The sequence below is a fragment of the Streptomyces griseomycini genome (assembly GCF_014203535.1).
GTDB classification, from domain to species: domain Bacteria; phylum Actinomycetota; class Actinomycetes; order Streptomycetales; family Streptomycetaceae; genus Streptomyces; species Streptomyces griseomycini.
This window is the reverse complement of sequence record NZ_JACHJI010000016.1, coordinates 38,863-53,563: the sequence shown is the minus strand read 5'-3', so window position 1 is coordinate 53,563 and position 14,701 is coordinate 38,863. Positions and strand designations below refer to the sequence as shown.

Sequence of the window (14,701 nt, the reverse complement as noted above, 5' to 3'; positions counted from 1 at the left end):
CGGCCCGCCGCCGTCACCCGACACATCGACACCGCGTCCGCGCGGCCCGAGAGGAACACGCACAGTGAACAAGAAGATACGCAACAGAGCTTTCGCCGGAGCCGCCCTCGCCCTCGCGGTCTCCGCGGTCCTGACCGCCTGCGGGGGAGGGGACGGCGCCTCCTCCGGTACGAAGGCGGCGAAGGCGACACCCGGCGCTACACCCGCCGACGTCAAGGACCCGCTGGTCGCCACCTTCGACGGCGGCCTGTACGTCCTGGACGGCGAGAGCCTGAAGCTGGCCAGGACGATCGAGCTGCCCGGCTTCAACCGCGTCAACCCCGCCGGAGACGACGACCACGTCATCGTCTCCACCGACGCCGGCTTCCGCGTACTGAACGCCGCCGAGCAGACCTTCACCGACATCACCTACGAGGGAGCCAAGCCCGGCCACGTCGTCCGGCACGCCGGCAGGACGGCCCTGTTCACCGACGGCACCGGCCAGGTCAACGTCTTCGACCCCGCCGACCTCGCCGGCGGAGAGAAGCCCGAAGGCCGCACCTACACCTCCGCCGAGGCGCACCACGGCGTCGCCATCGAACTGAGCAACGGCGAACTCCTCAGCACCCTCGGCACCGAGGAGAAGCGCACCGGTGCCCTCGTGCTGGACAAGAACAACAAGGAGATCGCGCGCAACGAGGACTGCCCCGGCGTCCACGGCGAAGCCGCCGCCAAGGGCGAAGCCGTCGCCGTCGGCTGCGAGGACGGCATCCTGATCTACAAGGACGGCAAGTTCACCAAGGTCGACGCCCCCGACGACTACGGCCGCATCGGCAACCAGGCCGGCAGCGACACCTCCCCGGTCCTCCTGGGCGACTACAAGACCGACCCCGACGCCGAACTGGAGCGGCCCACCCGCATCTCCCTCATCGACACCGAAACCGCGAAGCTGCGCCTCGTGGACCTGGGCACCAGCTACTCCTTCCGCTCGCTCGGCCGCGGCCCGCACGGCGAGGCCCTCGTCCTCGGCACCAACGGCACCCTCCACGTCATCGACCCGGAAACGGGCAAGGTCGAGAAGAAGATCCCCGTCGTGGACAAGTGGCAGGAGCCGCTGGACTGGCAGCAGGCCCGGCCCACCCTCTTCGTCCGCGACCACACCGCGTACGTCTCCGAGCCGGGCAAGCGCAAGCTGCACGCCGTGGACATCGAGACCGGCGAGAAGCTCGCGTCGGTGACCCTGCCGAAGAGCACGAACGAACTCTCCGGCGTCGTCGCAGGCCACTGATCCCGGCCTCGGCGAGGCCTCGGCACCCGGTCCGCCGGTCCACTCCGGCGCGACCGGGTGCCGCGGCCCACCCCGGTACTCCCGGACGGCCCGCGCAGCGAGCGGTCGGCGCGCGGATGCTCTGCGGAGCAATGCTTCGCCCAGCGGTCCGCGCCGTTATCAGGTGGGCGGCGGTGGCCGACCCGAGGTCCCGGAAGATATGCCCGTCCGTCGGGCTACCGATCGCCGCCCTCTGCCACCCATGGTGGATCGGCTCCATCGAAGCGGATGCCCCTCGCGCCGTCGGCCTCCACCTCGTCAGGTGGCCGGCGTGAGTCACCGGCGACCACGCGAGGCTCGCCAGGGACCACATGGACGGCGGTGCGCCGGACCCGCCATCGTCCACGTCGCTTCGGCGACCGTCGCGGATCCCGGTGAGCTCCGGGGCGTGCCCGACGTCCGCGAAGCCCGTGGACCGGACGACGTCGGCGACCCAGTGCTCGACCACGTCAGCGTCCAGGAGCTGGGTGCGGCGGCAGCGACGACAGATGAGGTGACGGCGGTGGCCGGAGCCCGGGCGGTGCCGGTGGAGCCTTTCGCCGACGTCGTCCCGTACGACGTCGGCGGCACCGGCCCGCTCCAGGTCCTGCAGCGCCCGGTACGCGGTGGTGAGCCCCACGCGGACACCCGCCTCGCCCATGAGCACGTGGAGTTCCCGGGCGGAGACGAAGCCGGGGCAGTCGGCGAGGGCCTGTCCGACGGCGGCGCGCCGGCGTGTCATGCGCCGGTCGGTCTCCGCCCCTGTGACCATCACAACTGACTCCCTGACGAACGCTGTTCCTGCGGTACGACGCCGGGGCCTACGGAGCGTGTCGCACGGCTCGCAGGCCCCGGCTCGATGACGTCGCACGTGGTGTGCGGGGCGTGCGACGGGACCTCAGTCCGTCGTGGGCGGAGGAGTGGACCGGGCCACCGTCCGAGCGAGGACGAGCGCCACGAGCGTCAGCCCGCCCAGCACCACTGACGTACCGGGGTAGCCGCCGAGCGAGAGCCCCACGCCGCCGAGTCCGGCCCCGAGGAAGACGCCGAAGCTCATGCCGGCGGCGTTGATGCTCAGCGCCGTGCCGCGCAGGGAGCCGCAGCGGCGTACGAGCAGTGTGGTGACGCAGGCCGCCACCGTCGCGTGTCCCGCGCCGACCAGCGCCGTCAGAGGAAGGGCGAGGAACAGCGACTCCGTGAAGAAGACGCAGACCAGGGCGGACAGCGCCACCAGCAGTGCCAGTGCCATCAGGCGTTCGCTGGAGATCCTCGGCCGGTCGGCGCTCAGCAACCGCCCGGCGAACAGGTTCCCCAGGAAGAACGACGTGCCGCTGAGCGTCCACACGACCGCGAACGTTTCGGGTCCGAGGCCGAAGCGGTCGTCGTAGAAGGCGGCGAGGTAGGCGAGGTAGCCCATGAAGGCCGCCGTCCGCAGCATGGCGACCAGCAGCAGCGGGACCACTCCGGGCAGGGCTCCCAGCAGCCGGAACGACTCCAGGTATCCCGGCTTCTCCACCCGGTCCGCCGACTCCGCGGCCTCACCGTCCGCATCATGGCGACGGCGGCCCCGGAGGAGGAAGTACAGGGCCAGTACGGACGAGATCGCGGCGACGGCCCACAGATCGCCCTGCCAGCCCCACAGCAGGGCCGGCAGCGCGACCAGCGGCGCCGCGAGGAGGGCGGTCAGCGACTGGGTGGCGGTGATCAGGGTCGCCGCACGACCCGCGGCGGCGTCGTTGTCGAAGCGGTCGGCGGCGGCCGCCGTCAGTGCGGGGTTCAGTACCGCCGTACCGGCGCCGACGAGCAGGCAGAAGGCCGCCAGCATCAGGAAGTCGCCGCTCGCGCCGAGTGCGGCGGAGGCGGCCAGGACGGCGAGTCCGCCCGCCGCCGCCCACTCCTTGCGCACGCGGTCGATCAGCGGCGCCAGCGCGGTGCCCACGGCCAGGGCCGCGAGCCCGCCGAGACCGCGCAGCTGGCCGAGTGCGGCGACGCCGCCGTCCGCCGCGTGGGCGATGGGCACGAGGAAGGTGCTGTAGATGGTGAAGGGCACCAGCCCGACGGCCGAGGCGAGCATGAACGGCCAGAGGAGGCGGGTCATCCTGAGATCGCCCGGTACGGCTCCGTCGCCCGTCACGGCCTGCCCCACGGCTGTGCCGGCGGCCTTACCGGGAGCCTCGGGCGAGGCTGCGGCGCCCTGGGTCTCGCTGCTCATGCCTGCTCCGCCCGGTACCGGTACAGCGCGGTGGCGTCGGCGCTGAACTGGGAGAAGGGGAAGGGCTCGGCGGAGAGCGCGGTCACGCCGGCGCCCAGGAAGGCGCGCGCGACGGCGCTGCCGGTCTGGGCGTACACCACCAGAGGGAGTTCCTGCTTGCGGCAGTGCTCGAGGATCTGGTCGAAGCTGCCGTTGCTGAGGGTCATGCCGGTGGCGACCACGGCGTCCGCCTCGGCGAGCACCTGCGTCATGTCGTCGGTGACGGGGTCGCCCCAGTTGGTGGTGCGCAGGTTGAAGTCGCAGGGCAGCGGGACACCGCCCCGCTCGCGTATCGCGGCGACGAGCGGGTTGACGACACCGATGAGGGCGACCTTCTCCCCGGGGTCGATGTCGAGGAGCCCGGCGACGGCCGCGTCCCTGGCCTGCGCGCGCTTCTCCGGTGTTCCGGTGGGCAGGGTGACGGTCTCGGCGTTCGCGGCACTGCGGTGCGGCTGGACGCGCCCGAGGTAGGCGTCGAGCGCGGCGATGCGCACCGGCGCCGAGTCGTGCCGGATGAGGGTGTCGAGGGTGTGCCCGGAGGCGTCGGCGCAGAAGTCGGGGGTGATCTCGCCGGCTTCGAAGGAGCAGGCGCCGAAGGCGTCGCCGGACCTCATCAACAGGTAGCTGTTGCGGTAGGTGACCTGGCTGCCGGCGAGCCGGGTGGTGTGGTGGAGCCAGAAGGCGCTGGTGACGGCCAGTTCCTGCGGGCTGGGACCGAAGGAGCCGTCGAGGACGGCCTGCTGGAGCTCGGTTACGGAGTACGGCTGCGAGGGAGGCATGTCGGTTCTTTCTCACAGGTGTTGATGATCGGGACGGGAAGTCGGGGGAAGGGCGGTGGGTTGTTCCGCCCGATGGGGGAGTGCCGGGAGTCCGGGGTGTCCGGCGGGTCGGGAACGCAACGGAGAAGAACGCCGGTCCCAGGCCGCCCGGTCCGGGCCGGAGCGATGCACGGTGAGTCCGGGAGGCATCAGGACGGGGCGACGGGTGCCTCGGCGGTCACCGTGCCGCTCGCATCGGTGCGCGCGGCGTCCGCCGGGAGGCCGGTGGGCTCGGACTCCCGCGGGCTCGAAGTCGAATCGGAGGTGAACGGACCGAGCCGTTCGCTTCTCACGATGTGCTGTACGGGGCCGGTGATCCGGTCGTCCGTCCACAGGGCCTCCAGTGCCGGGTCCAGACGCGCGACCGGTGCCGGGCCGCGTACCGCGGACGGACGGGCGTCCGGATCCCAGCGGACGGTGGTGCCGCCCACCCTCTCCAGCCGGGACCCGTCCGGCCGCACGGTGACGTCGGCCACCCCGTCCGGTGTTCTCTCGGTCGCGCGTGCGAGCACGGCTTCCGCGGCTTCGCCCAGGGCTGCCGTCCCGGCGGCGTCGAGGAGGCGCGGCAGGAGGACGAAGCCTTGGGGGAGCTGCTCGTCGAGGGGCACGACGGGGCACCTTCCGGTAGGACGAGGGCGGCATGAAGGGGCGATCGGTGTGCCCGGCGGCGCTAGGCCCGCTCGGGCACCGGAACAGAACCGCCGCGCAGCAGCGCACTGTCGGCCGGCGGCCAGTCCATCGCGGACCACGGGTGCCGCAGTTCGTCCTGGGCCGTGACCTCGTGGGGGCGCATGGCTCCGAGGCCCTTGGCCGAGGGGTGGTTGGCGTAGGCGCTGTCGACGTAGCGGTGTCCGGTGTCGGCGGCCATGAAGACGTACGTACGGTCCGCCTCGCGCTCCCGCTCCCAGAGCGTGGCGAGGTACGCGGCTCCCGCGGAGAGGCCGGCGAAGATGCCGCTGGCGCGCAGGAGTTCGACGGCGCCCGACATGGCGTAGTCGAAGTTGACCCAGTGGATGCGGTCGTAGAGACCGTGCCGGACGTTCTGGAACGGGATGGAGCTGCCGATGCCCGCGATGATCATGTCCGGATCGGAGACGTGCCCGGCGCCGAAGGTGACGCTGCCGAACGGCTGCACCCCGACGAGCGTGACGTCCCGGCCCGCCTCACGCAGGTAGGTGGCGATGGCGCCGGTGGACGCGCCCGTGCCCACGCCTCCGACGAGCGACAGCGGTCCCTCGGGGACCTCCTTGCGGATCAGGTCGGCGACATCGCGGTAGCCGAGGTAGTGGATGGCGTCGTGGTACTGCCGCATCCAGTGGTAATGCGGGTTCTCGCGCAGCAGTTCACCGATCCGCTCGACGCGGAGGTTCTGGTCCAGGCGCAGGTTCTTCGACGGGCGGACCTGCTCGAGAGTCGCGCCGAGGATCTCCAGCTGGACGCGGAGCGTGCGGTCCACGGTCGTGGAGCCGACTATGTGGCAGTTCAGGCCGTAGCGGTGACAGGCCAGGGCGAGTGCGTGGGCGTAGATGCCGCTGGAGCTGTCGACGAGGGTGTCGCCGGGCTTGACCTGGCCGGTCTCCAGCAGGTGGCGTACCGCGCCGAGCGCCGAGTACAGCTTCATGGTCTCGAAGCGCAGACAGATCGCCCCCGGCGGGACGGTCACGACGTCGGGTTCCTTGACGGCCTCGGCTATGTGCTCGTGCATGTCCTCGTCCTCCCGGATCAGGCGGCGTGGTGGCGGCTGAGCTTGAACAGGTACGCCTGGCAGTTGTCGCCCTCCCAGGTCTGGCGGTGCAGTACGTCGGGGCGGAATCCGGCGTCGATGCCGTGGCCGACGATCCGCTTGAGTTCGGCGGTGTTGGAGACGACGAGGTAGATCTCGCCGTCGGGGGCGAGCAGGTCACGGGTGACGATCTGGTCGAAGAAGCGCAGGACGATCTCGGCGCCCACGCAGACGTTGCGCACCACCGTGGGGTCGTCGCTGGTCCGCGTGGAGACGGCGGGCGGGTTGAAGGTGATGACGTCCAGTCCTGCCGAGTCGGGGAACTCCTCGAAGAGGTTGGAGACCAGTGGCCGGAAGACGGTGTCCGGCCGGTTTCCGACGATCCGCGCGTAGTGCTCCGCGGCCGCGGCGACGCTGTCCGGGTGGACGTCGGCCGCGTAGATCTCCCGCGCCCCCAGGACGCCGGCGATCACGGCCTCGACACCGAGGCCGACGCCCATTGCCGCGTACGACCTGCCCTCGACGGGGATCGTGCCGTCCAGCAGGCGGTCGTGGACGATGCGGCTGGTGTCGCCCGGCTTGAAGACGCCGGGCGGCAGGGTGAACGTCCAGCCGTTGTACTCGTACGACCGCTCGGTGTGGACGTCGGACTTGGAGCCGCCGCTGTTGATGGCGAGGATCTCGTCCCGGGGCAGCGTGTCGGGCAGCGCGTCCAGCAGGGCACGGGCATCTTCCCGGGAAGCTGCGGCGGCTGCGGTTCGGTCGGTCATGGGTCCTCCCTGGTCGGGGTGTGTGGTGGACGTTCGTGGGGCAGGGACCGGGTGCGGCCGTTGCGGCCGGATTCGTAGCCGTCAGGCCCGCGCCGAGTTCCACGGCGCACACGAGGCGCCGGGTGAGGGTGGCCCGTGGAACTCGCAACACCTGGTCGGGGGTGCCGGTTTCGACGATCTGGCCGCCGTCGATGACGACGAGGTGGTGCGCGTCGACGGCGGGGTGTTCGAGGCCGTGGCTCACCCACAGGAGCGCGGGGCCGTGCTCCTGCTGGAGCCCCGCCGGTTCGGCGGGGCCCTCATCGGTGGCCGTGGGCCCCATGCGGTCGTGATCTGGTCGCGGATGAGGATGCCGGGTGCGGCGATGGCCGCCCGCGTCGGCGCCGCGCGCTGCAACTCACCACCGGGCAGGCCATCGTGCGCCTGCCCGGACCACCGGTGAGGATCCCCGGCGTCCGGCCGGTGAACCGTTCCAGCGACGGCGGTTCCGGTGGGAGCTGCTTGCGCAGCGCCGCCACCTGCTCGGCGCCGACGTCCTCGTTGTTGCGGACGTCGGCCGCGTCGCCGGGCGGCAGCATGGTCGGCAGGGAGACCGGCACGGCGAGCAGGACAAGCCGAATCGCACCGAGCACGATGCGCTGAGATGGTCTCCTGCTCGCCGCCACCGGTGAACAGCGCGCGTAACTGGCCACCGGTGTCCGGGCTCCCCCTTGTCACCCGCCGTCGGGCTGCCGCTGCTGGATCCGGCAGCGCACCCGGTGAGCGCCAGGGCACCGACGGCGGTCCCGTGGGGGACGAGGAGATTTCGGCGGCCGTGAGGAATCGACATGCTGCTCCCATGAGGTTACATGCAGTAGTCACCGCACCGCGGTCGCTGGCCGGGGCGAAGGGTGCGGGGCCCGAGCAGCATGCAACAGTTGAAAATGATTGTCAACATCATATTACGATCGTTCAGCGGCTGTCCGTCACCGGCTCCTTGGTGGCCGGCGTGGGCGAGTTCCACCCCCTGCGGGCGTGGTGGCAAGGTCGCCGGGTTGGTTCCTCCGGATCGGAAAGGCGCCGCACCCGGGCGCCTTCGAGCAGGAGGGTCACAGCTGCGGTTCTGGCCGGGAGCTCGAAGGTGACGCAGGCGGCGGCACCGCGGAGGGGCGTCCCGTCGCCGGCGGGGCCGCTCCCCTTCCGTCACGTACTGCGTCAGCCGGATCGAGGCGCTCCAGGGTGCCGTGGCCCGGCGGACGGCGCCCAGGCCGGCTCGATCGCCCTGAGCCCCAGGAGAGCCGGTGGAACTCCTCGGCGTCGGCGAACACGTCCAGTCTCTCAGGGGGTTGGAACACGTCCCGTTGTTACGTGACGCGAGGAGACCGTGGCCGCCGGAGCGGTCGACGCGTGGCCGCGCGTGAAGTCGGCGTGGTCGGGCGGTCGTCTGCGCCTTGAGCTCGTCTTTCCCTCTTCGTCAGCCGTCACCGGTTCCGATCCCGCGCTCGGCGGAAGCGCTCACCGAGCCTTCACGGCGACTTCGGCGATGTGGCGTGACCACCGCCAGGAAGAGGGAGTGATTATCGTTTTCATGTACGCTAGTCTTGCTGTCATCCTCGGACGGGAGTGTGCATGGGATCGTGCGACGTGGTCGCCGGATCGGCAGAAGAGGCGAGGAGCTTCGGCCGACTGTTCGGCGCTTGGCCACCGATCGGTACGGCGACCGTCAAGGCCGCACGCCTACGCCCCGGTGCGCACGTGCTCGACGCGTGGTGCGGCTCGGGGACGTCCGCGATTCCGGCCGCCGAGCAGGCCGGCCCGCACGGCGTGATCGACGCGGCCGGCCTCGCGGAGTCCTCGCTTGAGCGGCGCCGCGCCGAGGACGAGGTCCGCTTCTTCGCCCATGGCACCGGTTGCTTCTCCCTCCACCCCGACGGCCGGGTCCACGCGGTGGTGTGCGAGGCGGGCGACCCGCTCTCCGTGCCGGCGGGCACCCGCCACTGGTTCGACATGGGGCCGCGCCCGGAGTTCGCCGTGATCCGCTTCTTCGAGAAGGAGGACGGCTGGGTGGGCGACTTCACCGGCGACCCCATCGCCCGGCGATTCCCCCGCCTCGACGCGCTCCTGGTACCGGAAGCGGCGACGTGATCCTGTCGACGGTGCGGGCCGTGGTCCTCGACATCGAGGGGACCACAGGTTCCGCCTCCTCCGTGCACGATGTGCTCTTCCCGTACGCGCGGGAGCGCTTCGCCGACTGGTCCGCGGCCCACCGGGGCGAGCCTGCGTGGACAGAGCTGATGGAAGAGACACGGATCCGCACCGGTGATCCTCGACTCGACGGGGGCGGAGCCGTCGCGGCGCTCACCGCCCGGTCCGACCAGGACGCCGAGGCACCCCCGCTGAAGAGGATCCAGGGGATCATCCGGGCTGAGGGCTGCGCCTGCTCCACGCTGACCGGCCACGTCTACGACGACGTGCCCGCGGCCCTGGCGCGATGGCGGCAGTCGGGTGTCGACCGTTGCGCCTGCTCCTCGGACTCGGCGACAGCTCAGCGCGACTGGTCCACGCACAGCAGCCACGGCGACCTCGGTGCGCTCCTGAACGGCCACTTCGACCCGTCCGACGCGGGCGGCAAACGGGACCCGGAGTCCTGTCGCTCCGTCACGCGTGCCATCAGCGTCCCCGCGGACGAAACGGTCTTCTTCAGCGGGCCCCCTGTGCGGTCGGCTCCCCCCAGCGCGAGTTGGGCCCGGGCACCATCGTGGTCCCCGACCGGTTGGTGGACCGGACCAGCGGCCGGATCCAGACCTCCTGCGACGAGGGCGCCGTCCATGTCCCGTTCGCCGATCCCTCCTGCGAGCACGGCCGTGCTGCGCTCCTCGAAGCAGCTGCCGCAGCCGGGATCGAGGTGGTCGACGACGGCACGATGGTCGTGGTCGAAGGGCCCAGGTCCTCCCCCCGCCGAGTCGCCGTGGTTCGCGCGGCCGGCTGGTCGCTGGTGAACATGACCGGGCGCCCCGAGGCGGTCCTGGCTCGGGAACTCGCCCTCGGTTACCCCGCCGTGGCTCGCGTGACCGGTCTGGACGCGGGCATCGACGCGGCGGAGAACGTCGTCCAGGAAGTGGTTCTCAAGGTCTTCGCGGAGAACACCCAGCGCCTCCGCCGCGTCGTGCTCGTTGTCATCGGGATGTTCCCGATGACAACGACTCCGCTTCCGCCCGCGCACTCGACTGCATGGACCTGCCCTTCGAACTGCCCTGAGCCGGTTCACACCGGGACGAGGAGGGACGAGCCATCTCAATGCCGTCGGGCCGAGTCCCGGAGGGTTCGCGGGCGCGCCCCCGGCCGGCTGTCCGGGCGTCGCCGTCGTCCTCGGTGCCCGGGCCCGTTGTGGCGCTGAGGGCCGCCGCTCCACGGCATCGCGCGGTTCAGGCCGACGAGGAAGAGGCAAGCGGCGCGCCTGCTTCCGCGTAGCCGGTGCAGTACCGGCGCCCGCCCGGGGGACGGGCGGACGCCACGCGCCTGATGAGTACGTTCCGTTCGACCTGGAAGGCCGAGTTCTATGCCACCGCCAACGATCTCCGCGCCATCGGCGAGCAGCGGCGCCGATACGTCAGCCGACGCGGCATCCCCCGGACCCGCGAGGGGGGTGAAGGGTCGGCTCGCCTCCCGCAAAGGTCTGGTGCTTGCCTGCGCCGTTCTGTCCGTCGTTCTCCTGGCCTCGGTCGTGTCGGCCATCGGCCTGGGGGCCGCCGTGATCGCGCCGGAGGAGACCGCCCGGTATCTCTGGGCGGCTGTCAGCGGCGGCCGCATCAGCGCGGACGAGGTGACCACGTACCAGATCATCTGGCAGATCCGTACGCCGCGGGTGCTGCTCGCGGCGCTCGTGGGGGCCGGGCTGAGCGCGATCGGCGTGGCCATCCAGGCCATGGTGCGCAACGCGCTCGCCGATCCCTTCGTACTGGGCGTCTCCTCGGGCGCGTCCGTCGGAGCCGTCGGTGTCACGGTCACCGGGGGACTGGCGGCACTGGGCATCTACGCGGTGTCGGCCGGTGCCTTCATCGGGGCCCTGGTCGCGTCGCTCCTGGTGTACGTCGCCTCCGCAGACCGGGGCGCGCTCTCCCCGCTGCGTCTCGTCCTGACGGGCGTGGCCATGTCGTTGGGCTTCCAAGCGGTGATGAGCCTGATCATCTACTTCGCGCCGGACAGCGAGGCGACCAGCATGGTCCTGTACTGGACGATGGGCAGCTTCGGCGCCGCGAACTGGGGTGCGCTCCCGGTCGTGTCCGTGGTCGTCATCGTCGGCCTGGTCGTGTTGTACCGGTACGGCCGGGCGCTGGACGTGCTGGCTCTCGGGGACGAGACCGCCGCGAGCCTGGGCATCAGTCCCGACCGGCACCGCAAGGCCCTGCTCGTCCTGGCCTCGCTCGTGACGGGGGTGATGGTCGCCGTCAGCGGTGCCATCGCCTTCGTCGGACTGGTCATGCCCCACCTGGTGCGCATGGTCGTCGGCGCCACCCATGCCCGCGTGCTGGCCGTGGCGCCACTGACCGGAGCGATCTTCATGGTGTGGGTCGACCTGGTGTCCCGGACGCTGGTGGCACCGCGAGAGCTGCCCCTGGGCGTCATCACCGCACTGGTCGGCGTGCCGGTGTTCATCACCCTGATGCGCCGCAAGGGCTACATGTTCGGAGGCCGCTGAGATGGACCTCAGGCTTGACGGACTCTCGGTGGTGACCGACGGCAAGAGCCTGGTACGTGACCTGTCCCTGGAGGTGGGAAGCGGCCAGGTCGTGGGGCTGGTCGGCCCGAACGGAAGTGGCAAGTCCACCGCCCTCAGATGCGTGTACCGCGCCCTCCGGCCCAGCTCCGGCACCGTCTGGGTGGGCGAGCAGCAACTCTCCTGCCTGACGATGCGCCGCTCCGCGCAGGTCATCGCGGCCATGACCCAGGACGGCGCCGTCGACCTCGACTTCACGGTCGAGGAGGTCATCGCACTCGGACGCGCGCCGCACCTCCAGGGCAACCAGGCGCTCAGCCGCCGGGAGCGGGAGTTGTGCGAGCGCGCGATGGACCGGCTGGACATCCGCCATCTCGCCCGGCGCGGAGTCCTGACGCTCTCGGGCGGGGAGCGCCAGCGTGTCCTGCTGGCCCGGGCGCTCGTCCAGGAGCCGAAGATCCTGGTGCTCGACGAGCCGACCAACCACCTCGACGTACGCCACCAGGTCGAGCTGCTCTCCCTCCTGCGCGGCTCGGGACTCACCGTCCTGGTCGTGCTGCACGATCTCAACCTCGCCGCGGCCGCCTGCGACCGTCTCGGCGTTCTGTGCGAAGGCCGCCTCGTCACCACCGGCACGCCCGAGGACGTCCTCACCACGGAACTCGTCGACGAGGTGTTCGGCGTCAAGGCCAGCATCGTGTCCCACCCGCTGACGGGTGATCCGCAGTTGTTGTATTCGCTCAATCCCTCCCCGTGAAAGGCACCACCAGGTCATGACCACGACTCGTTCTCCCCGTTCGGTGCGGCAGCGCACCGTCCTCGGCTCCGCGCTCACGGCCACGCTGCTGCTCAGCGGCTGCGGCGCCGAGGTGGAACCGGACGCCAAGGCACCCGAGAAGGTCACCGTCAAGAGGTGCGGTGAACTGGTCGAGTACACGGTCCCCAAGCGCGCCGTGGCGTACGAAGGCGGCAGCGCCGACAAGCTGTTCAGCCTCGGCCTGGTCGACCACGTGCACGGCTACGTGATGCCGCCGGCGAACCCGCCGGTGGAGGAGTCACCGTGGGCGAGCGACTACGCCAAGGTGAAGATGCTCGGTGACGATCTCCTCAACAAGGAACTCGTCGTCGAGGCCAAGTCCGATTTCGTCGTCGCCGGCTGGAACTCTGGTTTCAAGGACGAACGGGGCATCACTCCGGAGATCCTGGACAAGCTCGGGATCCAGAGCTTCATGCACAGCGAGAGCTGCTTCAACTACCCCAAGTACCCGGAAAAGCTCTCTCCGTTCGAGGCCCTCTACACCGATCTCGATCGGCTGGGCAAGATCTTCCAGGTCGAGGAGAAGGCGGACGAGGTCGTCGCCGGGCTGAAGAAGCGGGTGGAGGCCGTCGAGGCGAAGGCGCCCGAGGGCGAGCCGGTACCGGTCTTCCTCTACGACTCGGGCACCGATCAGCCCTTCACCGCGGGCAACCAGGTCCCGCCCAACGACATCATCAAGACCGCCGGCGGCAAGAACGTCTTCGACGGCCTCGACCAGAGGTGGACCCAGGTGAACTGGGAGGCCGTCGCCGAAGCGGAGCCGGAAGTCATCATGATCCTCGACTACGGGGACCTGCCCGCCCAGAAGAAGATCGACTTCCTGAAGAAATCCCCCCACACGAAGGAGCTGCCCGCCGTCAGGAAGGACAACTTCTTCATCCTCGACTACAACGAGGGCATCAGCGGGCCGCGCAACATCGACGGCCTGGAGAAGTTCGCGAAGTACCTGAGTGAGCTCCAGAGCTGACCGAGCCGCAGCCCGCCGGGGCCGTGTCCGATCCGCACGGCCCCGGCGCTCCCGGTCGCAAGCGCTGAACCCGGACGACTGCTGCGTCGGGAAAAGCGTCCCGGCGAACCCGGCGCCACCGGCCTTCGGCCACCTGCGGGCAGGAGGCGGAGGACCGGTCCCCTGACCCGCCCCTGTCTTGCTGCACCTGCCGAAACGCGACGGCCCGACGAGCAGCCCGAGCGCCTCGTGGGGCCGTTCGTCGCGGTCACTCGACGGGCCGGGTGCCGCGTGGGGGACCGTTTCGCCCACCATCGAGAAGGGACACAGATGACCAGAACCGCCGCCGGCGAGGCCGACCGCGCCGACCGAGGGCTCGGCTACGCCGTCAACGGCCCGTACTACGACACGATTTTTCCCGAGCAGGTGCGGGTCTCACTGACGGAGGCCCTGCGGCGGCTGGTGTCCGGAGCCGGCGCGGTCGCGGAGATCGGTCCCGGCACCGGGGTCTTCACCGAGATCCTGCTGGAGTTGCTCGGGCCGGACGGAGAGATCTTCGCGATCGAGCCGACACGCATCATGCGCGCCGCCCTGGTGACACGGCTGTCCCGCATACCGGCAGCCGCGGACACGGTGACCGTGCTGCCCGAGGACGCGCTGGAAGCCGAGGTGGACGTCCCGCTGGACGCCGTGGTGATGTTCAACATGATCATGCACTTCTCGCCGGAGCAGCGGGTTCGGCTCTGGCGCAAGTGGGCCCGCGCGCTCCACCCCGGCGGCCTGCTGATCATGGAGTCGCAGCATCCTCAGACGGCGACCGCGGTCCCGCCGTCGGTGATCCCCGGCGGCACGCTGGGACGGCACCGCTACGACACGCTCGCGCGGGCGGACGTGGTGGGTGAGAACCTGATCCGCTGGGTGATGACCTACCGAACCTGGCACGGCGACGACCTGCTCCGGGAAGAGGCCGCAGAATTCGACTGCCATGTCATCTCCGACGAGATGCTGGCCGCCGAACTGTCGGCGGTGGGCCTCGAACGTCACCCGACCGCGCCCGAAGGTATTCAGGCGTGGTGCAGGGTGAGGGAGCCCTGACCCCTCCAGTCTCCTCCTGGGCGTCCTGCGGCCCCACCGGCGGCGGCCCGCACTCCCGGCACCGCACACCACCCCCTTCACCTGCTTACCGGTGGCGCCGGACGCAGGAGGAGCGTTGTGAACGGCGCTGCAGGTACGCCGAGCCGGCCGGCCGGATCCGCCGGGTGCTTGAGGGACCGGGAGGGATCTGCGGATCACCCCGCATCCCCCCGTCCCGGGAAGGGAGGGCGTCCACGTCGGCGTCGGGGGAGGGCCGAGCGGCTCCTGCGTGAAGCCGGCCTCGCCGGCATCAGCCCACAC

Annotated in this window: 13 protein-coding genes and 2 pseudogenes; 8 read left to right on the top strand and 7 right to left on the bottom strand. The window is 70.9% G+C overall.

Annotated features, from left to right (window positions below):
* The first annotated feature begins 64 nt into the window (after positions 1-64).
* Entirely contained in the window at positions 65-1,267 is a 1,203-nt protein-coding gene (gene aztD / locus FHS37_RS32075; protein ID WP_184827700.1) for a zinc metallochaperone AztD, read from the top strand.
* Positions 1,268-1,751: 484 nt separating this feature from the next.
* Here the strand turns inward: aztD and FHS37_RS32070 are convergent.
* The 7 genes and pseudogenes from FHS37_RS32070 to FHS37_RS32040 form a co-directional block, all read right to left on the bottom strand.
* Positions 1,752-2,027 (bottom strand): annotated as a pseudogene (locus tag FHS37_RS32070) (transcriptional repressor); the annotation flags it as partial.
* 156 nt (positions 2,028-2,183) lie between these two features.
* A complete protein-coding gene (locus FHS37_RS32065) occupies positions 2,184-3,497 on the bottom strand; it encodes an MFS transporter (protein WP_184827698.1) in 1,314 nt (437 codons plus the stop codon).
* Positions 3,494-4,315 (bottom strand): Rossmann-like domain-containing protein, encoded by an 822-nt coding sequence (locus FHS37_RS32060; RefSeq protein WP_184827696.1) that lies wholly within the window; start codon positions 4,313-4,315, stop codon positions 3,494-3,496. The genes FHS37_RS32065 and FHS37_RS32060 overlap by 4 nt, the downstream gene beginning before the upstream one ends.
* 188 nt (positions 4,316-4,503) lie before the next feature.
* On the bottom strand, positions 4,504-4,962 hold the full coding sequence (locus FHS37_RS32055; RefSeq protein ID WP_184827694.1) for a hypothetical protein: 459 nt from the start codon (positions 4,960-4,962) through the stop codon (positions 4,504-4,506).
* Positions 4,963-5,024: 62 nt separating this feature from the next.
* On the bottom strand, positions 5,025-6,059 hold the full coding sequence (locus FHS37_RS32050; RefSeq protein WP_184827692.1) for a pyridoxal-phosphate dependent enzyme: 1,035 nt from the start codon (positions 6,057-6,059) through the stop codon (positions 5,025-5,027).
* 17 nt (positions 6,060-6,076) lie between these two features.
* Complete coding sequence (locus tag FHS37_RS32045; protein WP_184827690.1) at positions 6,077-6,847, bottom strand: class I SAM-dependent methyltransferase; 771 nt, start codon at positions 6,845-6,847, stop codon at positions 6,077-6,079.
* A 299-nt stretch (positions 6,848-7,146) separates the two neighbouring features.
* Positions 7,147-7,479, bottom strand: a complete 333-nt coding sequence (locus tag FHS37_RS32040) for a hypothetical protein (RefSeq protein ID WP_184827688.1) — start codon at positions 7,477-7,479, stop codon at positions 7,147-7,149.
* A gap of 976 nt (positions 7,480-8,455) precedes the next feature.
* Here FHS37_RS32040 and FHS37_RS40100 point away from each other — a divergent pair.
* The 7 genes and pseudogenes from FHS37_RS40100 to FHS37_RS32010 all read left to right on the top strand — a co-directional run bounded on the left by FHS37_RS40100 (position 8,456) and on the right by FHS37_RS32010 (position 14,401).
* Positions 8,456-8,971 (top strand): cupin, encoded by a 516-nt coding sequence (locus tag FHS37_RS40100; protein ID WP_229890137.1) that lies wholly within the window; start codon positions 8,456-8,458, stop codon positions 8,969-8,971.
* Positions 8,968-9,519 (top strand): annotated as a pseudogene (locus FHS37_RS40095) (HAD family hydrolase); the annotation flags it as partial. The gene FHS37_RS40100 and the pseudogene FHS37_RS40095, both read left to right, overlap by 4 nt.
* Positions 9,520-9,584: 65 nt before the next feature.
* Entirely contained in the window at positions 9,585-10,223 is a 639-nt protein-coding gene (locus tag FHS37_RS40090) for a phosphorylase family protein (RefSeq protein WP_229890136.1), read from the top strand.
* A 282-nt stretch (positions 10,224-10,505) separates the two neighbouring features.
* Positions 10,506-11,525: a FecCD family ABC transporter permease gene (locus tag FHS37_RS32025; RefSeq protein WP_184827684.1), complete on the top strand. Its 1,020-nt coding sequence runs from the start codon at positions 10,506-10,508 to the stop codon at positions 11,523-11,525.
* Position 11,526: 1 nt separating this feature from the next.
* Complete coding sequence (locus FHS37_RS32020; RefSeq protein WP_184827682.1) at positions 11,527-12,300, top strand: ABC transporter ATP-binding protein; 774 nt, start codon at positions 11,527-11,529, stop codon at positions 12,298-12,300.
* Between the two features lie 16 nt (positions 12,301-12,316).
* Positions 12,317-13,327, top strand: a complete 1,011-nt coding sequence (locus FHS37_RS32015) for an ABC transporter substrate-binding protein (protein WP_184827680.1) — start codon at positions 12,317-12,319, stop codon at positions 13,325-13,327.
* A gap of 309 nt (positions 13,328-13,636) precedes the next feature.
* Positions 13,637-14,401 (top strand): methyltransferase, encoded by a 765-nt coding sequence (locus FHS37_RS32010; RefSeq protein WP_184827678.1) that lies wholly within the window; start codon positions 13,637-13,639, stop codon positions 14,399-14,401.
* The last annotated feature ends 300 nt before the right edge of the window (positions 14,402-14,701 follow it).

Excerpts from the sequence above, each read along its gene's own strand:
- FHS37_RS32065 (WP_184827698.1), bottom strand. The coding sequence starts at position 3,497 with ATGAGCAGCGAGACCCAGGGCGCCGCAGCCTCGCCCGAGGCTCCCGGT.
- FHS37_RS32020 (WP_184827682.1), top strand. The coding sequence starts at position 11,527 with ATGGACCTCAGGCTTGACGGACTCTCGGTGGTGACCGACGGCAAGAGC.
- FHS37_RS32015 (WP_184827680.1), top strand. The coding sequence starts at position 12,317 with ATGACCACGACTCGTTCTCCCCGTTCGGTGCGGCAGCGCACCGTCCTC.
- FHS37_RS32060 (WP_184827696.1), bottom strand. The coding sequence starts at position 4,315 with ATGCCTCCCTCGCAGCCGTACTCCGTAACCGAGCTCCAGCAGGCCGTC.
- FHS37_RS32050 (WP_184827692.1), bottom strand. The coding sequence starts at position 6,059 with ATGCACGAGCACATAGCCGAGGCCGTCAAGGAACCCGACGTCGTGACC.
- FHS37_RS32045 (WP_184827690.1), bottom strand. The coding sequence starts at position 6,847 with ATGACCGACCGAACCGCAGCCGCCGCAGCTTCCCGGGAAGATGCCCGT.
- FHS37_RS32010 (WP_184827678.1), top strand. The coding sequence starts at position 13,637 with ATGACCAGAACCGCCGCCGGCGAGGCCGACCGCGCCGACCGAGGGCTC.
- FHS37_RS40100 (WP_229890137.1), top strand. The coding sequence starts at position 8,456 with ATGGGATCGTGCGACGTGGTCGCCGGATCGGCAGAAGAGGCGAGGAGC.